This is a genomic window from Pseudomonas sp. PSKL.D1 (genome assembly GCF_028898945.1).
GTDB lineage: Bacteria > Pseudomonadota > Gammaproteobacteria > Pseudomonadales > Pseudomonadaceae > Aquipseudomonas.
This window is the reverse complement of sequence record NZ_CP118607.1, coordinates 4558818-4581933: the sequence shown is the minus strand read 5'-3', so window position 1 is coordinate 4581933 and position 23116 is coordinate 4558818. Positions and strand designations below refer to the sequence as shown.

The 23116-nt window shown below is 57.8% G+C and carries 22 protein-coding genes; 15 read left to right on the top strand and 7 right to left on the bottom strand.

What is annotated here, in order from left to right; translation table 11 throughout:
* Positions 1 to 4: 4 nt before the first annotated feature.
* Positions 5 to 352 carry an ArsC family reductase gene (locus PVV54_RS20445; RefSeq protein WP_274910475.1) on the bottom strand — a complete coding sequence of 116 codons (348 nt, stop codon included), beginning with the start codon at positions 350 to 352 and terminating at the stop codon, positions 5 to 7.
* Positions 353 to 538: 186 nt separating this feature from the next.
* Entirely contained in the window at positions 539 to 1051 is a 513-nt protein-coding gene (locus PVV54_RS20440; RefSeq protein ID WP_274906975.1) for an Lrp/AsnC family transcriptional regulator, read from the bottom strand.
* Positions 1052 to 1215: 164 nt separating this feature from the next.
* Between PVV54_RS20440 and PVV54_RS20435 the strand changes: the two genes are divergently transcribed.
* The 11 genes from PVV54_RS20435 (at position 1216) to PVV54_RS20385 (ending at position 13104) form a co-directional block, all read left to right on the top strand.
* Positions 1216 to 2232: a 1-aminocyclopropane-1-carboxylate deaminase gene (locus PVV54_RS20435; RefSeq protein WP_274906974.1), complete on the top strand. Its 1017-nt coding sequence runs from the start codon at positions 1216 to 1218 to the stop codon at positions 2230 to 2232.
* 112 nt (positions 2233 to 2344) lie between these two features.
* Complete coding sequence (locus PVV54_RS20430; RefSeq protein WP_274906973.1) at positions 2345 to 2806, top strand: transketolase; 462 nt, start codon at positions 2345 to 2347, stop codon at positions 2804 to 2806.
* 113 nt (positions 2807 to 2919) lie between these two features.
* Positions 2920 to 3258, top strand: a complete 339-nt coding sequence (locus tag PVV54_RS20425; protein WP_274906972.1) for a hypothetical protein — start codon at positions 2920 to 2922, stop codon at positions 3256 to 3258.
* Between the two features lie 116 nt (positions 3259 to 3374).
* Positions 3375 to 4895 carry an ABC transporter substrate-binding protein gene (locus tag PVV54_RS20420; protein WP_274906971.1) on the top strand — a complete coding sequence of 507 codons (1521 nt, stop codon included), beginning with the start codon at positions 3375 to 3377 and terminating at the stop codon, positions 4893 to 4895.
* A 77-nt stretch (positions 4896 to 4972) separates the two neighbouring features.
* A complete protein-coding gene (locus tag PVV54_RS20415; protein ID WP_274906970.1) occupies positions 4973 to 5890 on the top strand; it encodes an ABC transporter permease in 918 nt (305 codons plus the stop codon).
* 9 nt (positions 5891 to 5899) lie between these two features.
* Positions 5900 to 6802: an ABC transporter permease gene (locus PVV54_RS20410; RefSeq protein ID WP_274906969.1), complete on the top strand. Its 903-nt coding sequence runs from the start codon at positions 5900 to 5902 to the stop codon at positions 6800 to 6802.
* 16 nt (positions 6803 to 6818) lie between these two features.
* Positions 6819 to 7838, top strand: a complete 1020-nt coding sequence (locus PVV54_RS20405; RefSeq protein ID WP_274906968.1) for an ABC transporter ATP-binding protein — start codon at positions 6819 to 6821, stop codon at positions 7836 to 7838.
* Positions 7835 to 8824 carry an ABC transporter ATP-binding protein gene (locus PVV54_RS20400; RefSeq protein WP_274906967.1) on the top strand — a complete coding sequence of 330 codons (990 nt, stop codon included), beginning with the start codon at positions 7835 to 7837 and terminating at the stop codon, positions 8822 to 8824. The genes PVV54_RS20405 and PVV54_RS20400 overlap by 4 nt, the downstream gene beginning before the upstream one ends.
* Positions 8821 to 10245 (top strand): M20 family metallopeptidase, encoded by a 1425-nt coding sequence (locus tag PVV54_RS20395; RefSeq protein ID WP_274906966.1) that lies wholly within the window; start codon positions 8821 to 8823, stop codon positions 10243 to 10245. Before PVV54_RS20400 ends, PVV54_RS20395 begins: the two co-directional genes overlap by 4 nt.
* 104 nt (positions 10246 to 10349) lie before the next feature.
* Positions 10350 to 11282, top strand: coding sequence for a DMT family transporter (locus tag PVV54_RS20390; protein WP_274906965.1), 933 nt, complete (start codon positions 10350 to 10352; stop codon positions 11280 to 11282).
* A gap of 175 nt (positions 11283 to 11457) precedes the next feature.
* Positions 11458 to 13104, top strand: coding sequence for a Na+/H+ antiporter (locus tag PVV54_RS20385; RefSeq protein ID WP_274906964.1), 1647 nt, complete (start codon positions 11458 to 11460; stop codon positions 13102 to 13104).
* 5 nt (positions 13105 to 13109) lie between these two features.
* On the opposite strand, the gene PVV54_RS20380 is transcribed toward PVV54_RS20385, so the two are convergent.
* The 5 genes from PVV54_RS20380 to map all read right to left on the bottom strand — a co-directional run bounded on the left by PVV54_RS20380 (position 13110) and on the right by map (position 19504).
* The gene (locus tag PVV54_RS20380) at positions 13110 to 13841 is read right to left on the bottom strand and encodes a hypothetical protein (protein ID WP_274906963.1); all 732 of its coding nucleotides are present in this window, start codon (positions 13839 to 13841) and stop codon (positions 13110 to 13112) included.
* 94 nt (positions 13842 to 13935) lie between these two features.
* The gene (locus tag PVV54_RS20375) at positions 13936 to 14679 is read right to left on the bottom strand and encodes a M12 family metallopeptidase (RefSeq protein WP_274906962.1); all 744 of its coding nucleotides are present in this window, start codon (positions 14677 to 14679) and stop codon (positions 13936 to 13938) included.
* A gap of 78 nt (positions 14680 to 14757) precedes the next feature.
* Positions 14758 to 15951, bottom strand: a complete 1194-nt coding sequence (dapC, locus tag PVV54_RS20370; RefSeq protein ID WP_274906961.1) for a succinyldiaminopimelate transaminase — start codon at positions 15949 to 15951, stop codon at positions 14758 to 14760.
* Between the two features lie 30 nt (positions 15952 to 15981).
* A complete protein-coding gene (locus tag PVV54_RS20365; RefSeq protein WP_274906960.1) occupies positions 15982 to 18684 on the bottom strand; it encodes a [protein-PII] uridylyltransferase in 2703 nt (900 codons plus the stop codon).
* 37 nt (positions 18685 to 18721) lie between these two features.
* Positions 18722 to 19504, bottom strand: a complete 783-nt coding sequence (gene map / locus PVV54_RS20360) for a type I methionyl aminopeptidase (RefSeq protein WP_274906959.1) — start codon at positions 19502 to 19504, stop codon at positions 18722 to 18724.
* A gap of 345 nt (positions 19505 to 19849) precedes the next feature.
* Between map and rpsB the strand changes: the two genes are divergently transcribed.
* From rpsB to frr, 4 genes are all read left to right on the top strand, one after another.
* The gene (gene rpsB / locus PVV54_RS20355; protein WP_138218587.1) at positions 19850 to 20587 is read left to right on the top strand and encodes a 30S ribosomal protein S2; all 738 of its coding nucleotides are present in this window, start codon (positions 19850 to 19852) and stop codon (positions 20585 to 20587) included.
* A gap of 186 nt (positions 20588 to 20773) precedes the next feature.
* Positions 20774 to 21637, top strand: coding sequence for a translation elongation factor Ts (tsf, locus tag PVV54_RS20350; protein WP_274906958.1), 864 nt, complete (start codon positions 20774 to 20776; stop codon positions 21635 to 21637).
* Between the two features lie 178 nt (positions 21638 to 21815).
* Positions 21816 to 22559: a UMP kinase gene (gene pyrH / locus PVV54_RS20345; RefSeq protein ID WP_274906957.1), complete on the top strand. Its 744-nt coding sequence runs from the start codon at positions 21816 to 21818 to the stop codon at positions 22557 to 22559.
* Positions 22556 to 23113 (top strand): ribosome recycling factor, encoded by a 558-nt coding sequence (frr, locus tag PVV54_RS20340; protein ID WP_274906956.1) that lies wholly within the window; start codon positions 22556 to 22558, stop codon positions 23111 to 23113. Before pyrH ends, frr begins: the two co-directional genes overlap by 4 nt.
* The last annotated feature ends 3 nt before the right edge of the window (positions 23114 to 23116 follow it).

Sequence of the window (23116 nt, the reverse complement as noted above, 5' to 3'; positions counted from 1 at the left end):
GGGCTCAAGCCAGTGCGGCGGCGTACAGGTCGGGCTTGAAGCCCACCAGGGTACGAGTGCCGAGGTCGAGCACCGGGCGTTTGATCATCGACGGCTGGGCCAGCATCAACTCGACGGCCTTGGCCTTGTCGAGGTCGGCCTTGCTGGCGTCGTCGAGCTTGCGGAAGGTGGTGCCGGCGCGGTTGAGGATGACTTCCCAACCGTGTTCGTCACACCAGCGGTTCAGGCTGTCACGGTCGATGCCTTGTGCCTTGTAATCGTGAAAGGCGTAGGCGACGGCTTGGTCGTCGAGCCAGGTGCGTGCCTTTTTCATGGTGTCGCACGCTTTGATGCCGTAGAGCGTGTAGGTCATTGTGTGCATTGGGGGTCACAGGCCTCCCCAACTTCTCCGTTCGAATGTCAGTCGCGGGATTATGCGGGAAGGAGGCAACGAGTTCCACGGGTGTGCACGCCCAGGGGGCCAATGGTGGTTATCATTGTGTTACATGTTCATTCGCCACATGTGCCTGAGCAGCAACCGCCTTGCCAGATGAGTTGCTCAAGGCACGGGAATGTGAGGTGTGGACAGCACCTGGCGTAACCCCATGAACGAACGTATCTGCCTGACCCCGGGCAAATACAGCAATTGTTCGGCATGCAGCCGGTTAAAGCTCTGGTTGTCCTTGGTCCGAATCAGCATGAAGTAGTCGAATTCGCCGGTTACGACATGGCATTCCATACAGCCGGATACCTTCTGGGCTGCCGCTTCAAAAGCTGCGAATGATTCCGGTGTGGAGCGGTCCAGCACAACGCCGATCAGCACCGCCATCCCCGCATCCAGCGCCTCGGTATCCAGCAACGCAACGATCCCCTTGATCAAGCCGGCTTGTTTGAGCCGGTCGACGCGCCTCAGGCATGCCGGGGGGCTCAGCTTTACGCGTTCGGCAAGCATTACATTCGAGATTGATGCATCCCGCTGCAGTGTCTTGAGGATTGCCCGGTCTGTCCGGTCAAGCTGTACGGGGTCTGCAGGCTGTGCGGTGACTGTCGAGTGTTTATTTATTGTGCTCATGTCGATTTCCACGAAATAAAGATAAGCATAAGGATTTTGATAGGAAATAAACTAAGTATTATTGGCAAATATTTGCAACCCTTTTTTTGGGGTTTTTTCTTAACATGGAATCACCGGAGCCCGTGGATGGGCTTGGATACTTACCCCTTGTGAGGATCGGTGCCATGAATCTAGAACGCTTCAAACGTTACCCTTTGACCTTCGGCCCTTCCCCCATTACGCCCTTGAAGCGCCTGAGTGCGCACTTGGGTGGCAAAGTCGAGCTCTATGCCAAGCGCGAAGACTGCAACAGCGGTTTGGCGTTTGGTGGGAACAAGACACGCAAACTTGAATACCTGATTCCAGAAGCCCTTGATCAAGGTTGCGATACGCTTGTCTCGATTGGCGGCATCCAGTCAAACCAGACTCGCCAAGTTGCCGCCGTTGCCGCGCATCTGGGCATGAAGTGTGTGTTGGTGCAGGAAAACTGGGTCAATTACTCGGATGCCGTGTACGACCGGGTCGGTAACATCGAAATGTCGCGAATCATGGGCGCGGATGTGCGGCTTGATGCTGCCGGCTTTGACATCGGCATCCGGCCGAGTTGGGAAAAGGCCATGAGTGATGTCAAGGAGCAGGGAGGCAAGCCGTTCCCGATTCCGGCGGGTTGCTCTGAGCACCCTTATGGCGGCCTTGGGTTCGTTGGTTTTGCCGAGGAAGTTCGACAACAAGAGAAAGAACTTGGCTTCAAGTTCGACTACATCGTCGTGTGCTCGGTGACGGGCAGTACCCAGGCTGGAATGGTGGTGGGTTTTGCTGCTGACGGTCGCTCAAAGAATGTCATTGGTGTGGATGCGTCCGCCAAACCGGAACAGACCAAAAAACAAATTTTGCGTATTGCTCGTCACACTGCCGAGTTGGTGGACCTGGGGCGTGAAATCACCGAAGAGGACGTAGTTCTCGACACCCGCTTTGCGTATCCGGAGTATGGCCTGCCTAACGAAGGCACCCTTGAAGCCATTCGCCTGTGTGGCAGCCTTGAGGGGGTATTGACCGACCCCGTATATGAAGGCAAGTCGATGCACGGGATGATTGAAATGGTGCGTCGGGGTGAGTTCCCGGAGGGTTCCAAAGTTCTGTATGCGCACCTGGGTGGGGCACCAGCGTTGAATGCCTACAGCTTCCTGTTCCGTAACGGTTGATGGCAGGCATGAGCAAGGGGTGAGCGCGAGTGGGGGCGGGCCGGCGGGTGCAGTCGGCACCAAGGTTGCTTATAAAACCGCTCTCACTTTAGGACATGCCAGGAGAACCGCCATGCATGCAGCAGCGCAATCTGCAGTTTGGGTCAAGGAGCCTTCATCAGACGCTGGAGTGATCATTGTGACCAGTGCGGCGTTGCCCAAGTACATGATCGACAAATTGCACTTGGCAATTGAACACTGGGATGAAGTTGGCTACCTGGTGGTCACGCAGTCCAATACGCTCATGCTGGACTGGTTGCAGGGTAGCGGCCAAACGTTTGAAACGTCGGCCTCGCCATCTTATGCCAGCCATCTGTTACGGGGCGTATCCAAAGGCAGCTATTTGCTGGATGTCGAAGTCGGGCCGGAACCCAGCCTAAGTTGGTTGGGTTCAGTGCGCGGGCACTCATTGCGCGTGGTCAAGTTAAGGGAAACGATGGGTTCAAATAACGCCATGGACAATCAGGTTGAAGGGGTGCTGTCGATGGTGCGGGCGTTGGTTAAAAACGTATTGCTGGAGCGCTGTGTGCTTTAGCGACGATCACCACCTGGAGGGAACTCAAGGATGAAGTCAGATAGGCAATGTCGGTGAGCCTTGGGTGTGATGTGAGTGGTAAACCCGTAAGGTGGGTAAGGGCGCCTTCGGGGTTGACCCGTGTTGTGGTGATAGCCTTTGGCGTAGGCAGTGAGCATATTGAACTGCTGCACCACAGTTTTAGTTGTTTTGCCAATATCGCGCTCATGCAAGTTGATGATGAGGCGGCGGCACATGATAACGTGTTGCAGGTGCAGGTTAGTGACGACCCCCGTTCGTTAATGGCCAACCGCGTGTTGGCAAGAAGTTGCCCGACACAGGGCATGGTTGGGCAACCCATGACGTACTCCATTGCTCGCGGCGCCAGGGCCGAGCGATCGGTCATTGATGCAGTCGAGCACGTGAAGCGCCTCGCGCGCGGGCACGCAGTGCGCCAACATGAAAGTACTTAGGTAGTGCCGTGAGGCCCTGCTATTGATTGCTAATAATAATTAATAAAGCCGTCTGTTTGTAACGCTTGCATATGACTGCCCTTTGATTAATCAATCTCGCCAGCGGAGACGACGGCATGGGCATTAAAGGTTTCGTCTGCAGTATTGCGTTGTTGGGGCTCGTCAACAGTCACTCGGTATACGCCGACAAATCCAGTGATACGCTGGTCTATGCTTCCGACAGTGAACCCGAAAACATCAGCCCTTATCACAATGATTTGCGAGAAGGGGTGATTCTCAGTCGGCTGATTTGGGATAACCTGATTTACCGTGATCCCGACAGTGGCGAGTATAAGCCAATGTTGGCCAGCGCCTGGAAACAGGTGGATGAGACCACCATCGACTTCGATATTCGCCAAGGTGTGAAATTTCACAATGGCGATGCACTGACGGCGGATGATGTCGTATTCACACTTAATTATGTGGTTTCGCCCGAAGCAAAAATTGTCACCGTGCAAAACGTTGACTGGATAAAAAGCGCCGAAAAAGTGGGCGAACACAGCGTTCGTCTGCACATGAAAAAATCCTTCCCCCCGGCATTGGAGTATTTGTCCAACGCGGTGCCGATTCTCCCGAAACACTATCTTGAAAGCGTGGGGCTGGCCGAGTTCAGCCGCAAGCCGATTGGAACGGGGCCTTACAAAGCGGTATCCGTAGTGGCGGGTGAAGGCGTCACCATGGCCTTGAACGAGGCGTACTTTGACGGCAGCCCGCAAGGTAAGCCGCACATCAAGCACCTCAAGTTCCGAGTGATCCCGGACGCGGAAACCCGCCTTGCAGAGCTCATGACGGGAGGTATCGACTGGGCCTGGCGTGTTGCACCGGACCAGGCCGTAAACCTTCAAACCATCCCAAGCCTGAAAGTGACCAGCGGCGAGACCATGCGCATCGGTTTTTTGATCCTGGATGCTCGGGGCACGTCGTCTGAAAACTCGCCCATGAAAAACCTGAAGGTCAGGCAGGCCATCAACCACGCCATCAATCGTGATGCGCTGGCTTCACAATTGGTGGGCGGCCAGTCCAAGCCTTTGCAAGTGGCGTGCTACCCACAACAGTTTGGTTGCGATACGACAGCGGCCAACGTCTATACCTATGACCCGGCCAAGGCTAAAGCGCTGCTGGCGCAAGCAGGTTATCCAAATGGCTTCGAAACGGAAATTTATGCGTATCGTGATCGTGATTACGTCGAAGCCGTAATCGGCAACCTCCGTGCGGTCGGTATCAACGCCAAACTACGCTATTTGAAGTATGCAGCACTTCGCGATCAGCAACGCAGTGGCAAGGTGCCAATGGCGTTCCAGGCGTGGGGCTCGTTCTCGATTCTTGATAGTTCGGCTTCGACAGGCACCTGGTTCAAAGGCAACCCGGACGACAATATCAAGGACCCTGTTGTACAGGGCTGGCTGCAAACAGCCGACAGTGATGCTGACGCGCAGGTGCGCAAGGATAACTACCGCAAAGCATTACAGCGCATCAGCGAGCAAGCCTATTGGGCACCGTTGTTCAGCTATTCGATGAACTACGCCTATAACACTGACCTGGTGTTTACGCCATACCCGGATGAATTACCGCGCTTCGCACTATCCAGCTGGAAGTGAGTGGTAAGTAACGGGCGGCTCTTGTGCAGCGGGTACATGAGCCGAAGCGCGTGTCAGTGATTATGAGGGAACTTGCCATGGTTGCATTTCTTTTGCGTCGGCTTGCGATCGCCCTGTGTGTTGCGATAACCGTGTCAGTCGTGAGCTTTTCTCTGCTGCACCTCTCTGGCGACCTGGCAACAGCGATTGGCGGGCCGGAAGCCAGCAGTGAGCAAATTGAACAGATTCGCGTGCAGTATGGTTTGGACAAGCCCTTGGTTACGCAGTACTTCAATTGGCTGGGGGATTTGTTGCGCCTGGACCTTGGTGACTCTTTTTTCTTTCAGGAGTCGGTGTATAACCTGGTGGCCAGCCGATTACCGATCACCCTTGGCTTGGGCGCCATGGCTCTGGCTATTGCGCTGATAGTGGCCATACCGCTTGGTGTACTGGCGGCTGTAAAGCGCGATACCTGGGTTGATCGGCTGGCGTTAAGCATTGCCGTGATGGGCCAGGCGATGCCAAGTTTCTGGTTTGCCCTGATGCTGATAGTGGTCTTCGCGGTAACCCTGAAGTGGGTCCCGGTTTCGGGCAATTCGACACTGCTGCACTTCGTGTTGCCAGCCATTGCCCTGGGCTATTACGCGACGCCAGCAATCATGCGTTTGACCCGTGCGGGCATGCTGGATGTACTCAATTCCGATTACATCCGCACGGCACGCGCCAAAGGGTTGCGCCCCGCTCGCGTATTGTTCAAGCACGCACTGCGTAATGCCTTGATACCCGTGGTTGCTTTGGCGGCCGTGGAGTTCGGCTTCATGTTAGGTGGCTCGGTTGTTATCGAAACTGTCTTTTCCCTGCAAGGGATCGGGCAATTAGCGTGGGACGCTATTGCTCGTGATGATTTTCCGGTGGTACAGGCCGTGGTGCTGCTGATTGCAGTGATATATATCGTCCTGACCTTACTTGCCGATGTGCTCAATGCACTACTGGATCCGCGCATTCGTGTGCGTTAGGAGTTCTTGATGAGTACGCCCACTGTCATTGCAATTAACGACTATCTACCGCCGGCCAGTAGCCTGAGCCGCATCGTTAAAAAAAGTTTTCGTCACCGGGGGTTCGCAATCGGCGCTGTGTTGTTGATGTTTATCACGGCGGGCGCAGTATTCGCGCCGTGGCTAGCGCCTTACGACCCCTATGCCCAGGATGTGATGGCGCGCATGAAACCGCCGGTGTGGGCGCCGACCGGAACCTGGGAACATATTCTAGGGACTGACAAGTTGGGGCGTGACTATCTGTCCCGGCTACTGTATGGCGCTCAAATTTCGCTGTTCATTGGTGTTGCCGCAGCGTTTATATCGGGATTTATTGGCACCGTGCTGGGTTTGTTGGCGGGTTACTATGGGGGCAAAGTTGATGCGTGTATCAGTTATCTGATTACTACCCGTTTGGCCCTGCCGGTTGTCATGGTGGCCTTGGCTTCAGCCTCGCTGATGGGCGGGTCGTTGAAAGTCGTTATCGTGTTGTTGGGCTGCCTCTTGTGGGACCGGTTTGCGGTCGTCGTTCGCGCCGCTGTGCAATCGATACGCGATGCTGAATATATCGCTTCGGCGCAAGCGCTGGGTTGTTCAACGTTGCGCATCCTGGCGCGCGAAATACTCCCCAACTTAACAAGTGCATTGATCGTAGTCGCTACGTTGGAAATGGCGCATGCGATTTTGCTGGAGTCGGCACTTTCGTTTCTCGGGGTAGGTGTGCAACCTCCCACGCCGTCCTGGGGGCTGATGATCGCCGAAGCCAAACCCTACATGTTCTTTTCGCCTTGGGTTATTGCCATTCCAGGCGTGGCACTCATGGTGCTTGTGCTGGGGATCAACTTGGTGGGTGATGGCCTGCGCGATTTAATCCTGCCTGATGGCCGCAACTGATAAAGGAGTACTGAACATGGCTTTACTCCATGTTGAAAATCTTCGTGTGGACATTCCCATGGGTAATCACGGTACCCGGCAGGACATGCTGCACGCTGTGCGTGGCCTCAGTTTTGAAGTGGAGCGCGGCGAAGTACTGTGTATCGTTGGCGAGTCCGGTTGTGGTAAGTCCTTGACCTCCCTGGCGCTGATGGATCTCTTGCCGCGTAAGGCCATACGCAACGCTGATCGGCTGACGTTGGACAACATCGACATGCTTGGGCAAAGCGAGCGGCGCATGTGTGACCTGCGCGGAAACCGCTTGGCAATGATATTCCAAGAGCCCATGACCTCTTTGAATCCCGCGTACACCATTGGTGATCAGCTCAGTGAGGTGCTTACTCAGCACCGGCAGATATCACGCGCCGATGCGTGGGCTCGTGCGGCGCAAATGCTTGAAAAAGTTGGCATCAGTAACGCTGTGGAACGCTTACGCCAATACCCTCATCAGCTGTCTGGCGGGTTACGCCAGCGCGTCATCATTGCAATGGCTTTGATGTGTGAGCCCGACCTTATAATCGCTGACGAGCCCACTACAGCCCTGGATGTGACTATCCAGGCGCAAATTCTGCACGTCATCCGCGACATTCAAAAAGAGCTGGGGCTGGCCGTTATTTTCATCACCCATGACTTGGGGCTTGTTGCACGGATAGCGGACCGCGTGGCGGTGATGTATGCGGGTGAAATTGTCGAATCAGCGCCAGTCGTTCAACTGTTCGAGAATCCCAAGCACCCTTACACCAAGGGCTTGCTGGCCAGCATTCCGGTTCCGGGGCGTACCAAGCCCGGTGAAAAATTGGGTTCTATCCCAGGCTTGGTACCCAGCCTTGTCGGCGAGCAACACGGTTGTGCATTCCGCAATCGGTGTACGCAAGCAGTTGAGGCGTGCGCGCGGCATGTTCCTGAAGTTGAGGAGGGGGGGCACATGACGCGCTGCCTGCTTACTGCACCCGCTGGACGACAGCCGATGCTTTGCCGGGAGAGCGTAGGATCATGAACAAAGATATTGCACTTGAGCTGTGCGACATTCGTCGTGACTTCCAGATCAGCAAGGGTTTTTTCAAGGCCCCTGCAACGCTTAAGGCGGTCGATGGTGTATCGCTGCGGCTAATGCGCGGCGAAACATTGGGTTTGGTGGGGGAGTCAGGGTGCGGCAAAAGTACCCTGGCGAAAATGTTGTTGGGGCTTGTGCCACCGACTAGCGGTGATGTACTGGTTAATGGGCAGCATCTGGCGGCAACCGACCGCAAGGCGATGTCTCGTCATATTCAGCCGATTTTTCAGGATCCCTACTCATCGCTGAACCCCCGCAAGACGCTGCGGGACATCGTCACCTTGCCGCTGATTGTCCACCAGATCGGAACGCCTGTTGAACGCCGACAAAAAGCAGAGGCGATGCTCGATCTGGTGGGGCTGCCAAAGCGCGTCTACGACAGTTACCCAAACCAGTTGTCCGGGGGGCAGCGCCAGCGTGTGGCGATTGCCAGGGCGTTGATCATGCGCCCGGATGTGCTCATCTGTGATGAGCCAACTTCTGCACTGGATGTGTCGGTGCAGGCGCAGATCCTCAACTTGTTGCAAGCGTTGAAGCAAGAGTTTGGGCTTACTTACCTGTTGATCAGCCATAACCTTGCAGTCATTGAGCATTTGGCTGACCGGGTCGCAGTCATGTACTTGGGGCGGATTGTCGAAGAGCGTACGCGCGCCTCCCTCTTTGAGGCACCCGCCCACCCTTATACCCGAGCATTATTGGATTCGGTACTTAGCCCGGACCCACGCCAGGGTATTCCTGATATTCGTCTGCAAGGGGTATTACCCAACCCGATTTCACCGCCGTCTGGTTGTGCGTTCCACCCGCGCTGCCCAAGTTGTTCAGCCCCCTGCAGTACGGTTTATCCAGATAGTAAAACCATTAAAGGCGGCCGTGTGCGTTGCCACCTTGATGCCCCCTTCGCTCAGCCACTGGAGGTCGTTCATTCATGAGTCGCTCACTGGCAATCAGTAACGCTGCCGCCTGTTATGACAACGGCACTTTTTTGAAGCGGCTCAAGCGCAGCGTCGCGTTGCGCACGGAAAGCGAGGCCGAAACCAACTTGCCTGAGTTGTATCGGTATCTGGAACACTTCTTGACGCCGCTTGTGGAGGCGCTGGGCTTCAGCGTCAAGATTCATGACAACCCTGTAGCAGGGCGCGGGCCTTTCATGATTGCTACGCGCATTGAGTGTGCGGGGCTTCCAACCGTTTTGACTTATGGCCATGGCGATGTGGTGCGCGGGTACGACGAACAATGGGCTGAGGGTAGATCACCGTGGGATGTGACGGTTGATGGTGAGCGTTGGTATGGGCGTGGCACGGCGGACAACAAAGGCCAGCATTTAATTAATCTGACCGCACTTGAGCAAACCTTGAAAGCCCGAAACGGCACATTGGGCTTCAACGTCAAGCTTTTACTGGAGATGGGCGAAGAGGCGGGGTCACCCGGGTTGAGCGCATTCTGTGCCAGCCACAAAGATGCACTTGCGGCAGATGTATTCATTGCTTCTGACGGGCCTCGACTGACGGCAGAACGCCCCACTGTGTTTCTCGGCTCCCGCGGAGTATTCAACTTCGAGCTTGTGGTCAACTTGCGTGAAGGTGCTCATCACTCCGGGAATTGGGGCGGGTTGCTTGCGAACCCCGGTGTCATTCTGGCCAACGCCATTTCGAGCATGATTGACCAGCATGGTCGAGTGAAGGTTGCCGGGCTGATGCCGGAGTCTGTGCCAGCGCCTGTTCGACAGGCACTCGCGGACATTCAGCTTGGTGCAGGCCCCGATGACCCGGCTATTGATGACCATTGGGGCGAGCCTGGGCTTTCGCGGAGCGAGAAAGTGTTCGCCTGGAATACCTTGGACATCATTGCATTCAAAACAGGTAATTCTGACAACCCTGTGCATGCCATCCCGGGCAGGGCCAGCGCGCATTGTCATATTCGCTTTGTTGTCGATAGCGATTTCAATACTTTCATACCGGCGGTGCGTGCCCACTTGGATGCGCACGGTTTTGGTAGCGTCGAGATCAAGCAAAGCCCTAACGAAGTCATGCAGGCCACGCGGCTTGATCCGAATAGCCCTTGGGTCGACTGGGCGCTCACATCCTTGGCCCAAACCACCGGTAAGCAAGTCGCATTACTTCCTAACCTCGGCGGTTCATTGCCCAACGATGTCTTTGCCCAAGTGCTGGGTTTACCTACGTTGTGGGTGCCTCACTCATATCCGGCCTGCTCGCAACACGCGCCCAACGAGCACCTGTTGTCGCCTTTGGTGAGGGAAGGTTTACACATCATGGCGGGGTTGTTCTGGGACTTGGGCAACGACGCATCACGTTTGATGCGTGAGCACGCAGCGGCCGTTAAAACGCTGTAAACGAAACTCGCGCTGGTTGAAATAGAAGAGCTGCCGCGCCGGGCGTCATCAACCGCCTGGCGACGCCATTGCTCTAAGGCGGTCATGTGCCTGAGGACTTTAAAATGAAGGTATTCACTCAGTCTACGGCGGGCATTCGTGAAGGGGGTGCAGGCGCAAAGGGTAACTACATGTGGCTGCTTCTGATGGTCTTGCTGTGGGGGGCAAGCTGGCCCGTCACCAAGCTTGCGCTTGAGAGTGTACCGCCACTGTGGTTAGCCGCTATTCGCTTTGCCAGTGCTGCGTTATGCCTGTTTGGATACTTGATTATTCGAGGGCAATTAACGGTTCCGGTGAGGGCCGATGTCCCGATCTTGTTGAGTGTGGCTTTTTTGCAAATGATGGCCTTTACAGGCTTGGGCATGCTGGCCATGGTACATATTGATACCAGCCGGGCAGTGCTGCTGGCCTATACAACGCCGTTGTGGTGTGTGCTTTTGAGTTGGTTGGCATTTCGGCAGGTGCCTTCGCGGCTGCAGGGGGTTGCACTTGTCGTGGGTATGAGTGGAGTGGCGGTGGTCTGTTCGCCAGCTGAGTTGAACTGGGCGTCATCAGATACACGACTGGGTGCATTGTTCCTGGTGCTGGCAGCCGTCTGTTGGGCGGTCGTTATTCTTCATGTCAAACGGCATCAGTGGGTGTCCGCGCCCATTGCCCTTGCGCCTTGGCAGATGTTAATCGCTGCGGTTCCATTGTCAGCCATAGCCTATGCATCAGAGGGGCCGCCCACGTCCATAACACTGGATACAAGCCTTCTACAGTTGCTTTTTTTCATAGGGCCCGTGGCGACCTCGGCCTGCTTCGTCATATCGTCGGAGTACGGCAGGCGGGTTTCCACCTTCAGTATGTCCAACTTTACGCTGGGCGTCCCTTTGGTGGGGGGCGGTGTGTCTTATGCCGCTTTTGGAAATACCGTAACGCCTGCTTTCATCCTGGGTTTGTGTCTGGTGGTTTTTGGAGTCGTGTTGTCTGCAATCGGGGCTCGGGGTACGGATTAAGTCAGCCACCGACCAATTGCCAACTGCGGTAAGCCATCCTGCAGCGCACGGTACAAGCTGCGACTATTGTGTAGCGGCCAGCTAGGCTGATTGCCATTAACATATTGTGTCTAATGGCAATCTTCCCGCATCAGCCGCCGCAGTATCGCAACCGAGACCAAAGGAACCCCGCCGCATGCAGTCAGCCTACACCGTCCTAATCCTGCTGATGCTGGTAAGCCTTTCCAAGCTGGTCGGTCGGGTGCTTCCCGTGCCATTGCCACTGGTTCAGATTGGTGCGGGGGCGCTGCTGGCTTGGCCGACGCTTGGTTTTCATGTGGCCCTGAACCCTGAGCTGTTCCTCTTCCTGTTCCTGCCACCGCTGCTGTTCGCCGATGGTTGGCGAATACCCAAGCGTGAGTTGTGGCGCATTCGTGGCCCTGTCGTGGCATTGGCAATTGGCCTGGTGCTGTTTACGGTGGTTGGCGCCGGTTACTTCATTCACTGGCTGTTGCCCACGATCCCGTTGCCAGTGGCATTTGCGCTGGCCGCGGTATTGTCGCCCACGGATGCGGTGGCTGTGTCTGCGATTACTCAGGACCGGTTGCCGACACCGCTGATGCACATGCTTCAGGGGGAGGCGCTGATGAATGATGCCTCTGGCCTGGTGACCTTCAAGTTCGCACTGGCGGCGGCGATCACGGGGGCGTTCTCCCTCGCTGATGCAAGCCTTACCTTTATCGTTGTTGCCCTTGGCGGATTGGCGGTTGGCGTGGCGCTTAGCTGGCTGATCGGTCGGTTGCGAACCTGGATGATCGCCAGGGGTTGGGATGACCCGGCCACCCATGTGGTGTTTATGCTGTTGCTGCCGTTTGCTGCTTATGTGTTGGCCGAGCGGCTTGGGGTTTCGGGCATTCTTTCGGCCGTGGCGGCGGGCATGATGCAGAGTTGGCTCGACCTGCTGCCCCGGCAAACCAGCACCCGGTTGCTCAACCGCAGTGTATGGTCGCTGCTGGAGTTTGCCTTCAACGGGCTGATCTTCCTTTTGCTGGGGCTGCAATTGCCCGACATCATCAAGGCCGTGGTCAGCCACGAATCCACCGTCTGGCCAACCCTGGCGTGGCGCTGCCTGGATGTGCTGGCGATTTTCGCAGCACTGATTGTATTGCGGTTTGTGTGGGTGCAAAGCATCTGGCGGGCGGTGGGGGTGGTGCGACGCTGGCGTGGCAAGCCGGAGCTGGTGCTGATGCCCACGGCGCGCTCTTGCTGGTTGCTGACGTTGGGTGGCGTGCGAGGGGCCGTGACATTGGCGGGTGTGATGTCGGTGCCATTGTTGATTGGTGCGGGGCAGGCGTTCCCGGAGCGTGACTTGCTGATCTTCATCGCCGCCGGGGTCATCCTGCTATCGTTGATCAGCGCCTGTGTAGCCCTGCCGTTCTTGCTGCGAGGCGTTACCAGAAGCCCGGACGAGCGCTTGCACCAGGAAGTCCAGGAAGCCTGGCGGCGTACTGCAGAAGCTGCCATTCACGCACTGGAGGCCGAAGAGGTGGTGGATGCCAGTGCGCCACAGGATGCGACTCAAGCCACCTTGGCCACGGAGCTTAAAGCGCGGTTGATGGCGGAGTACCGTGCCGAGCTTGACAGTTACAACGATACGGCGGAGGCCAGGGCCGTTGCCGAACAGATGGATTTGCTGGAGCGGCGCCTGCGTTTGCGTGCACTGCGTGCCCAGCGGCTGGAACTGTATAACCTGCACCGCCAGCACCTGGTGGGCGATGAGGTCGTGCGCCAGGTGCTGGGTGAGCTGGACTTGAGTGAGGCGAACTTGGGGCCAGTCAGGTAGAACCGTCAGTTGTAGGGGTAGGCGAGTCGCATCCGTTCAAGGTCTCCCTCGCTCAGTGTGTGGTTTTGGCCCACCTCGATATCATTCAGGGTCCATCTTCGCAGCACCGGGTAATGCATGATTGAGCGCGGGTCATAGTCGACTTTTATCAATCCGTCGGTACGCTTTTTGGTGTACTGGTCCACGATGTCTTGAGCGGTCCATCCGAATGGCGCGTTGTCTGCCAGAAGCGTTTGCTCATTCCAGGAAATTGTTGTGCCCGGGTGCTGGTGTTCGTGTTCTATGCCAAACGCATGGCCAAACTCATGGAGCACGGTGTAGTCAAAGAGCGGGTGGTTTGCCGAGACATTGAGTGTCATTGACTCGTCGTTGAATGCCATGGCATCCGTGCCGATGTCCGATTCACTTCCCGGTGCGTTCAAGTCAAGAAGCACTCTGATTTGGGCTGTAGTGTCATTGTCCGGGGCCAGCTGCAAACCTAAGTCTGCGCGAGACCCCTCTGTCCACTGAAGGGCTGTCTTGAAGACTTTTGACTTCAGTGCCTTGTCCGGGTTGCCATAAAAAGAAACCATCAGCGTTCTGCCTGGCCGCCAGAAGCGGCCGGTATTGGCGATGGCACGCTTGCTGCGGCCTCGGCTGGAAGTAGCAATGTTCATCGGGTTTTCTGCAGCCGCAAGCTCGTAGGAGCGCTGAGGCTCTACTTGGCGGCGGCGGGGCATGTGAATGGGGCGATCCATGAAAATCTCCGGGGTAGACTAATCGAGATCCATCATCGCCCTTGAATTACCTGAAGCGGCGGTAGTTAAGTCTCGAACAAACTGTAGGTCCGAGTTATCGAGTCGGTTGCTCAGGGAAGGGATATGCCAAGCGCATGAAAGCCTTGTCCTTTTCGCTGATCTCACTGTTGGTGGTTACTTCCCAATCACCCAATGTCAGCGCCTGGTCTACCGGGTAGTGCATGATTGATGTGCGGTCATAGGGCAACTTGGTGATGTTGCTGCCGCTGACCTTGTTCAGCACCGACTCGTCGACCGTTTCCTTGTCGGCCCCCAGGGCTGCATAGTGTTCATAAACCTTTGGGATATCCCATGGAATATCGGCATCCGGATGCTGGTGTTCGTGCTCCATTCCCAGAGCATGGCCAAATTCATGGATTACCACGCGCTCGAAGTTCTCCATGTCGGGCTTCACGCCAAGTACCATGGATGCATCTGCGGCGCGCAGGGCGTCGGTGCCAAACATGGAGTAGTTGGTCTTCGCGTCGTCAGTAACGTAGATCTTGATTTCGGCGTAGGAATACCTGTCGCCGACCAGCCGAAACTTGAGGTTCGCGAACTCCAGCCATTTGCTGGCGGCTTCGACGATGGCGGTCTTCAGCGGTTTGCTGGCCTGGTTGATGAAAGAGATGCGTAGAAGGCGCCCGGGGGACCAAAACTTGTTGGTATAGCCCAATGAGCGTTTCTTGCGATTGCTGCGATCCGTTTGGGCGTTTTGCGGGTTTTCCTCGAGGGCTGCTCTGCGAGAGTCCTGAGGGCTGATGCGGATTGGGCAGTGGCAGTGAATGGCGTGGATCATGCTCTGAACTCCCGTAATAGTGGAGTCCAGAGCATCTGCGCAGGCGGGGCTGGCCTGGGCCTACATATTGCTTGAGTGTCAGCGGCTCAGGAACTCACGAATCCGCTCTGCGGCCTCGATGCATTCGGCCAGCGGGGCGACCAATGCCATGCGCACGCGGCCTGCACCTGGGTTGACCCCATCCACTTCGCGGGACAGGTAAGAGCCTGGTACCACGGTTACGTGCTGCGCTTCGAACAGGTCCCGCGTGAAGTCGGCATCACAGCCCGGCACCTTGGCCCACAGGTAGAAGCTGCCGTCCGGACGCTGTACATCCATCACTGGCTGCAGGATATCCAGCACAGCGTCGTACTTGGCGCGGTACTGATCGCGGTTTTCGCGCACGTGGGCTTCGTCCTGCCACGCGGCAATGCTGGCCAGTTGCGTCTGCACGGGCATGGCACAACCGTGGTAGGTGCGGTACAGCAGGAACGGCTTGATGATCCCGGCGTCACCGGCGACGAAGCCCGAGCGCAGGCCTGGCAGGTTGGAGCGCTTGGACAGGCTGTGGAACACCACGCAGCGCTTGAAGTCGCTGCGGCCCAGTTCTGCACAGGCGCTGAGCAGGCCCGGTGGTGGCGCGTCTTCATCAAAGTACAGCTCGCTGTAGCACTCGTCGGCGGCAATCACGAAATCGTGCTCGTCGGCCAGGGCGATCAGCTTTTTCAGGGTTTCCATCGGCACCAGCGCGCCGGTTGGGTTGCCGGGCGAGCACAGGAACAGAATCTGGCAGCGCTTCCAGACATCGGCCGGTACAGCACCGAAGTCCGGGTTGAAGCCGTTGCTTTCCAGGCATGGCAGGTAATGCGGCGTGGCGCCGGCCAGCAGTGCTGCGCCTTCATAAATTTGGTAGAACGGGTTGGGGCTGATCACCAGGCCATCATCGGCGCGGTTGACCACGGCCTGAGTGAAGGCAAACAGCGCTTCCCGGGTGCCGTTGACGGGCAGGATATGGCGGTCTGCATCCAGCCAGCCAGCCGGTACGCCAAAACGACGCTCGCACCACTGGCCGATGGCCTGGCGCAGGGCTGGCAGGCCGAGGGTGCTGGGGTACACCGCCAGTTTGTCGAGATTGTCGGCCATGGCCTGGGCGACGAACGCCGGCGATTCATGCTTCGGCTCACCGATCGACAGGGCGATGGCGCGTTTGTCGGCAGCCGGCTTTACGCTGCCCAGCAGGGCGCGGAGTTTCTCGAACGGGTAGGGCTGCAGCTGGGTCAAGGCGTGGTTCATCGGCGCAAGGTCTCGTCAATCGTCTAATCGTTAAAAGGTCACGCGGGTCGGGTTGGCGTCGCTGGCCTGGCCGGCCTGCAGCTGCTGCACGATGGCTTCCTGCAGGCGGCTGCACAGCTGCGGATCGGACAGCGGCTGGTTGTCGGCGTCGGTGATGAAGAACACGTCTTCCACCCGTTCGCCGAGGGTCGCGATCTTGGCGTTTTGCAGCGAGATGTCGAACTCCAGGAAAATCCGGCCGATACGTGCCAGCAAGCCCGGCCGGTCCGGCGCGGTGATTTCCAGAATGGTCACCGGCCGCTGGGCATCGTTGAGGATGGTCACCTGAGGGGCAAAGTTGAAGTGCTTGAGCTGGCGCGGCACCCGACGTTGAATGATGGCCGGGTAATCCTCGGGGGTGCGCAGCGCTTCGGTCAGGCCATCGCGAATCTGTTTGACCCGTTGCGGGTTGTCGCCGATCGAGCCGCCGTCGTTGTCCAGCACGATGTAGGTGTCGAGTGTGAACTGGCTGCTGGACGTGATGATGCGGGCGTCGTGGATGTTCAGGTTCAGCTGCGACATCGCGGCCACGGTCACGGCGAAGAAGTCGTGCTGGTCCGGGGCATAGATGAAAATCTGCGTGCCGCCCTCAAACTCGCGCTGGGTGGTTTCCTTGATCAGTACCAAGGGGCCGCCGTCGGCAGGCTGCTGCAAGATGGCATCACTGTGCCAGGCCACGTCTGCAGCGGTGTGCTTGAGGAAGTAGTCGTCCCCCAACTGTGACCACAGTTGTTCCACATCGTCCGGGTCGGTGCCTTCGCGGATCAGGATATCCAGAGCCGCCGACTGGGTCTGGCGAATCTGCTCTTCGCGGTCCAGCGGGTTCTCTAGGCCCCGCCGCAGGGCACGCTTTGTTTCGGTGTACAGCTGGCGCAGGAGGCTGGCACGCCAGGAGTTCCAGAGGCTGGGGTTGGTGGCGTTGATGTCGGCCACGGTGAGCACGTAGAGGTAGTCCAGGCGGGGTTCGTCGCCCACCAGCAGTGCGAAATCGTTGATCACCTGCGGGTCAGACAAGTCCTTGCGTTGGGCCGTCGTCGACATCACCAGGTGGTTCTGCACCAACCACACGATCAGCCGGCTGTCCCATGCGGGCAACTGGTGGCGCTCGCAGAACTTCTGCGCATCCACCGCGCCCAGCTCCGAGTGATCACCTTGGCGACCCTTGCCGATGTCGTGGTAAAGCCCGGCCAGGTAGATCAGCTCAGGCTTGGGCAGGCGCCCCATCAGCTTGCTGGCCAGCGGGAATTTTTCGGACACCGGCGTGTACTGCAGCTTGCGCAGGTGTTTGATGAGGTTCAGGGTGTGCGCATCCACGGTGTAAATGTGGAACAAATCATGCTGCATTTGCCCGACGATCAGGCCGAATTCCGGCAGGTAGCGGCCGAGGATGCCGTAGCGGTTCATCCGCCGCAGGTTGCGATGGATACCGATTTCGCACTTGAACAGCTCGATGAACAGGCTGGTGTTGCGGATGTCGTTGCGAAACGTTTCGTCGATCAGGTGGCGGTTTTCCCGCAGCAGGCGCACGGTGTCGGCGCGCACGCCCTTGATCTCCGGGTGCTGGGCCATCAGCACGAAAATTTCCAGCATGGCGAACGGCGTACGCTTGAATACGTTCGCGTTGACCGCTTCTATATACCCGTCGTGCAGGCGGAAGCGGGCGTTGAGCGGCTGCGTGGTGCCGCTGTCATCGTCGGCCAGGATGACTTCTTCGAAGTGTTGAATGATCAGGTCACACAGCTGGCTGATGCTCATCACCACCCGGTAGTACTGCTGCATGAACTGCTCAATGGCGCGCTTGGGGTTTTCGTCGGTGAAGCCCAGCAAGGCGGCGATGCTGCGCTGGTGGTCGAACAGCAGGCGGTCTTCGGCACGGCCTGCCAGCATGTGCAGGGCGTAGCGAACCTTCCATAGAAAGTCCTGGGAAGAGGCCAGCAGCTCGTTCTCGCTTTCCAGCAGGAAACCTTCGCCAGCGAGCGCGTGCAGGTTCAGCGTGCCGTACTGGCGGCGCGCCACCCACAACACGGTCTGGATATCCCGCAGGCCACCGGGCGAACCTTTAACGTTGGGTTCCAGGTTGTACTCGGTGTCGTTGTACTTATGGTGGCGGGCCTTGAGTTCAGCCCGCTTGGCCAGGAAAAAGTCCTTGCTCGGCCACATGTGCGCCGTGCTGGTGACCTCCAGCATGCGCTTGCGCAGGGCTTCGGGGCCAGCGATGGTGCGGCTTTCCATCAAGTTGGTGATGACCGTCAGGTCGGCACGGGCCTGCTCGGCGCACTCGTCGACGGAACGCACGCTCTGGCCCACTTCCAGGCCGATGTCCCACAGCAGCGTCAGAAAGCGTTCGATGGCGTCGCGGTACTGTTCATGCTCGGCGGCGCCCAGCAGGATCAGCAGGTCGATGTCCGAGTGCGGGTGCAGTTCACCGCGCCCATAGCCGCCGACCGCCACCAGGGCAATACCGCCGGCGTCGCCCCAGTCGAACTGGTTCCAGGCTTGTTGCAGGATGTTGTCGACCAGCCAGGCGCGATCCTCGATCATCCGGCGAATCTCGCGGCCCTCGCGAAAACGCTTGTCGAGCACCTCGCCAGCCTGGCGGATGGCTTTCTTGAAGGCGGCGATGGGGCTCGCCTTGAGGGCCAGTTCTGCCTGGAACTGGCCGCGGTCGAACAACTCGGGGTCCACCTGGGGCATCGCGCTGCGTTCCTGTGTGTAGAAGAGCCTTGGGTAATCAGGCCGAGGTGCGCGGGATGGTGTCGTCCTTGCGCAGGGTGAAGATCTCATAGCCGGTCGCGGTCACCACCAGGGTGTGCTCCCACTGCGCCGAGAGCTTGCGGTCCTTGGTGATGGCGGTCCAGCCGTCGCCCAGCACCTTGGTGTCGGCCTTGCCCTGGTTGATCATCGGCTCGATGGTGAAGGTCATGCCTTCTTTGAGCTCCATGCCCGTGCCGGCCTTGCCGTAGTGCAGGATTTGCGGCTCTTCGTGGAACACCTTGCCGATGCCGTGGCCACAGAACTCGCGCACCACCGAGAAACCGTTCTTTTCAGCGTGCTTCTGGATCACTTCACCGATGTCGCCCAGGCGGCAGCCCGGCTTGACCAGCTCGATGGCCTTGTACATGCATTCCTGGGTGACCTTGGACAGGCGTTCGGCCCATACTGGCACGGTGCCGACATGGAACATGCGGCTGGTATCGCCGTGGTAACCGTCCTTGATCACGGTGATGTCGATATTCAGGGTATCGCCATCCTTGAGCGGCTTCTCGTTGGGGATGCCGTGGCAGACCACATGGTTGATCGAGGTGCAGATCGACTTCGGGTAGCCCTTGTAGTTGAGGGGCGCCGGGATGGCCTGCTGGACGTTGACAATATAGTCGTGGCACAGGCGGTCCAGCTCTTCGGTGGTAACACCGGGCTTGACGTGCTCTTCGATCATTTCCAGCACTTCGGCGGCCAGGCGGCCGGCGATGCGCATCTTCTCGATGTCTTCTGCGGTCTTGATGGTGACGGTCATTACAGGCTCTCTACGGCGCCGTTGCGGGCGCGAACAAACGGGAAAGGCCGGATTCTAACAGAGCAGGGCGGCAAGCTGTCGGGATAAAGGCGACGATCCTGCTGTCTATTGGGGGCATTCTGGCCTGAAAGCCGGGGTGCTGCAAAACCCGCTGACGGGCGTGCGTGCAACCGGGTTCCGTTCGCTGTCGGTCTGTGGTATAAAATGCGCCGCTTTCGGGGAGGTCCCCGGAAGCTCAAACCCACACACGTGTCGACACGATGACCTGGGTGCCCCGAGTTCTCGAATTCGCGGGTTGGTCATTGGGATGCGTGGAGGCCCAACCCGACTTATCAAGGAACTATCATGTCCCAAGTCAACATGCGCGATATGCTGAAGGCCGGTGTGCACTTCGGCCACCAGACCCGTTACTGGAACCCGAAAATGGGCAAGTACATTTTCGGCGCGCGTAACAAGATCCACATCATCAACCTGGAAAAAACCCTGCCAATGTTCAACGACGCTCTGTCGTTCGTAGAACGTCTGGCTCAGGGCAAGAACAAGATCATGTTCGTCGGCACCAAGCGTTCCGCCGGCAAGATCGTCGCCGAGCAAGCTGCTCGTTGCGGTTCGCCATACGTTGACCACCGTTGGTTGGGCGGCATGCTGACCAACTACAAAACCATCCGCGCCTCGATCAAGCGTCTGCGCGACTTGGAAACCCAGGCCGAAGATGGCACTTTCGCCAAGCTGACCAAGAAAGAAGCCCTGATGCGTTCGCGCGATCTGGAAAAACTGGATCGCAGCCTGGGCGGTATCAAGGACATGGGCGGTCTGCCAGACGCTCTGTTCGTTATCGACGTTGATCACGAGCGCATCGCGATCACCGAAGCCAACAAGCTGGGCATCCCGGTCATCGGCGTTGTCGATACCAACAGCAGCCCGGAAGGCGTTGACTTCGTCATCCCAGGTAACGATGACGCCATTCGCGCCATCGAGCTGTACATGACTTCGATGGCTGACGCCGTCATCCGCGGTCGCAACAACGTTGCCGGCGGCACCGAAGTCTACGCTGAAGAAGCGGCTGCACCTGCTGCCGAGTAATAGACGCTAGCGTCTACTTGGCACGCAAAAAGGGGGCTTCGCCCCCTTTTTGCCACCTTGAAATCCTGCTGTCAGCAACGGCCCCGCATCATGGGGCGGCTGATGTACAAAACAGCGGATTTGCAGAATTTAACGCCCGTGAAGAGCGGGTGGAATGGTTGAAAAACTTTCCAAGAGGATTTTGAAATGGCAGCAATTACTGCAGCGCTGGTCAAAGAACTGCGCGAGCGTACCGGCGAAGGCATGATGGATTGCAAAAAGGCCCTGGAAAAGGCCGGCGGCGACATCGAAAAAGCCATTGACGACATGCGTGCCTCGGGCGCCATCAAGGCCGCCAAAAAGGCTGGCAACGTTGCCGCTGAAGGCGCTATCGCCGTCAAGACCGACGGCAAAGCCGCCGTTCTGCTGGAAGTCAACTCGCAGACCGACTTCCTGGCCCTGCAAGACGACTTCAAGAACTTCGTAGCCGAAAGCATCGAAGAAGCCTTCGCCCAGAAGCTGACCGACGCCGCTCCGCTGATCGCTTCCCGTGAAAGCGCTCGTGAAGCCCTGGTTGCCAAGTGCGGCGAAAACGTCAACATCCGTCGCCTGGTGCGCGTTGAGGGTGACGTTGTCGGTGCCTACCTGCACGGCAACAAAATCGGTGCAGTTGTTGTCCTGAAAGGCGGTGACGTCGATCTGGCCAAGAACATCGCCATGCACGTTGCAGCGTCGAACCCAGAGTTCCTGGATGCGTCGGAAATCTCCGCCGAGGCCATCGAGCGCGAGAAGAACGTCTTCCTGCAGCTGAACGCTGACAAGATCGCCGGCAAGCCGGAAAACATCGTTGAAAACATGATCAACGGTCGTATCTCCAAGTTCAAAGCCGAAGCTTCGCTGAAAGAGCAAGCTTTCGTTATGGATCCGGAAGTCAAAGTCGGCGCCCTGGCCAAGAAAGCCGGTGCTGAAATCGTTTCCTTCACCTACTTCAAAGTAGGCGAAGGCATCGAGAAGCCAGTCGACGACTTCGCTGCTGAAGTTGCCGCTCAGGTAGCTGCTGCCAAGCAGTAAGACAGCCCCGTCTGTCGCCCCAAAGAGGCTGCCCGCTCACGCGCGCAGCCTCTTTGTCAAAGCGGGCGCGGCTCACGAGGCCGCAGTTCGCAGACGCACGTGTTGCGTCACGCTAGAGTGTCACGCAGGCTGCAAGCAGCCCGCCAGAATTTTACAAACGCCGCAGGAGAGATACGCAATGGCTCAGCAGGGCAGTGGTCATCAGGCTCGCTATAAACGCATTCTACTCAAACTTAGCGGCGAGGCCCTGATGGGCTCGGAAGAGTTCGGGATCGACCCCAAGGTCCTGGATCGCATGGCGCTGGAAGTCGGCCAACTGGTCGGCATCGGTGTGCAAGTTGGTTTGGTGATCGGTGGTGGCAACCTGTTCCGTGGTGCGGCGCTCAGTGCAGCCGGCATGGACCGCGTCACCGGCGACCACATGGGCATGCTGGCAACCGTAATGAATGGCCTGGCCATGCGCGATGCGCTGGAGCGGGCGAACATTACCGCCATCGTCATGTCGGCGATTTCCATGGTTGGCGTGACCGATCACTATGATCGCCGCAAAGCCATGCGCCACCTCAACGCCAAAGAAGTCGTAATCTTCGCTGCCGGTACTGGCAACCCGTTCTTCACCACCGACTCCGCCGCCTGCCTGCGCGCCATCGAAATCGATGCCGACGTGGTATTGAAGGCAACCAAGGTCGATGGTGTATACACTGCAGATCCATTCAAAGACCCGCATGCCGAGAAGTTCGATCATCTGTCCTACGATGAAGTGCTGGATCGCAAGCTGGGCGTGATGGACCTGACGGCAATTTGTCTGTGCCGCGACCACAAGATGCCGCTGCGCGTCTTCAACATGAACAAGCCCGGCGCCCTGCTGAACATCGTGCACGGTGGCGCCGAAGGAACCCTGATCGAGGAAGTTCAAAAATGATCAACGAAATCAAGAAAGACGCGCAGGAGCGCATGACCAAATCCCTCGAAGCTTTGGCTCGTAACCTGGCGGCCATCCGTACCGGTCGCGCACACCCAAGCATCCTGGACAGCGTCAAGGTTCCGGCTTGGGGTAGCGATATGCCGCTGAATCAGGTGGCGGCGATTACTGTCGAAGACGCCCGTACCCTGAAAATCGTCGCTCACGACAAAAACCTGAGCGCTGCGATCGAAAAGGCCATCCTGACCTCCGACCTGGGTCTGAACCCGTCGAGTGCGGGTACCACCATCCGTGTACCGATGCCGGCGCTGACGGAGGAAACCCGCAAGGGCTACACCAAGCAGGCCAGCGGCGTTTCCGAAGATGCCAAGGTTGCCGTGCGTAACGTGCGCCGTGATGCCCTGGCAGACCTGAAGAAGCTGACCAAGGACAAGGAAATCAGCGAAGACGAAGAGCGTCGTGCCGCTGACGAGATCCAGAAGCTGACCGACAAGTTCGTCGCTGAAGTCGACGCTGCGTACAAAGCCAAGGAAAAGGACCTGATGGCCGTTTAAGGC

Bases quoted from the DNA above. Each gene is read 5' to 3' on its own strand.
- pyrH (WP_274906957.1), top strand. From the start codon at position 21,816: ATGGCTCAGCAGGGCAGTGGTCATCAGGCTCGCTATAAACGCATTCTA.
- map (WP_274906959.1), bottom strand. From the start codon at position 19,504: ATGACCGTCACCATCAAGACCGCAGAAGACATCGAGAAGATGCGCATC.
- PVV54_RS20375 (WP_274906962.1), bottom strand. From the start codon at position 14,679: ATGATCCACGCCATTCACTGCCACTGCCCAATCCGCATCAGCCCTCAG.
- PVV54_RS20420 (WP_274906971.1), top strand. From the start codon at position 3,375: ATGGGCATTAAAGGTTTCGTCTGCAGTATTGCGTTGTTGGGGCTCGTC.
- PVV54_RS20400 (WP_274906967.1), top strand. From the start codon at position 7,835: ATGAACAAAGATATTGCACTTGAGCTGTGCGACATTCGTCGTGACTTC.
- PVV54_RS20395 (WP_274906966.1), top strand. From the start codon at position 8,821: ATGAGTCGCTCACTGGCAATCAGTAACGCTGCCGCCTGTTATGACAAC.
- PVV54_RS20380 (WP_274906963.1), bottom strand. From the start codon at position 13,841: ATGGATCGCCCCATTCACATGCCCCGCCGCCGCCAAGTAGAGCCTCAG.
- PVV54_RS20365 (WP_274906960.1), bottom strand. From the start codon at position 18,684: ATGCCCCAGGTGGACCCCGAGTTGTTCGACCGCGGCCAGTTCCAGGCA.
- PVV54_RS20390 (WP_274906965.1), top strand. From the start codon at position 10,350: ATGAAGGTATTCACTCAGTCTACGGCGGGCATTCGTGAAGGGGGTGCA.
- PVV54_RS20385 (WP_274906964.1), top strand. From the start codon at position 11,458: ATGCAGTCAGCCTACACCGTCCTAATCCTGCTGATGCTGGTAAGCCTT.
- PVV54_RS20435 (WP_274906974.1), top strand. From the start codon at position 1,216: ATGAATCTAGAACGCTTCAAACGTTACCCTTTGACCTTCGGCCCTTCC.
- tsf (WP_274906958.1), top strand. From the start codon at position 20,774: ATGGCAGCAATTACTGCAGCGCTGGTCAAAGAACTGCGCGAGCGTACC.
- frr (WP_274906956.1), top strand. From the start codon at position 22,556: ATGATCAACGAAATCAAGAAAGACGCGCAGGAGCGCATGACCAAATCC.
- PVV54_RS20415 (WP_274906970.1), top strand. From the start codon at position 4,973: ATGGTTGCATTTCTTTTGCGTCGGCTTGCGATCGCCCTGTGTGTTGCG.
- PVV54_RS20430 (WP_274906973.1), top strand. From the start codon at position 2,345: ATGCATGCAGCAGCGCAATCTGCAGTTTGGGTCAAGGAGCCTTCATCA.
- PVV54_RS20440 (WP_274906975.1), bottom strand. From the start codon at position 1,051: ATGAGCACAATAAATAAACACTCGACAGTCACCGCACAGCCTGCAGAC.
- dapC (WP_274906961.1), bottom strand. From the start codon at position 15,951: ATGAACCACGCCTTGACCCAGCTGCAGCCCTACCCGTTCGAGAAACTC.
- rpsB (WP_138218587.1), top strand. From the start codon at position 19,850: ATGTCCCAAGTCAACATGCGCGATATGCTGAAGGCCGGTGTGCACTTC.
- PVV54_RS20445 (WP_274910475.1), bottom strand. From the start codon at position 352: ATGACCTACACGCTCTACGGCATCAAAGCGTGCGACACCATGAAAAAG.
- PVV54_RS20405 (WP_274906968.1), top strand. From the start codon at position 6,819: ATGGCTTTACTCCATGTTGAAAATCTTCGTGTGGACATTCCCATGGGT.
- PVV54_RS20410 (WP_274906969.1), top strand. From the start codon at position 5,900: ATGAGTACGCCCACTGTCATTGCAATTAACGACTATCTACCGCCGGCC.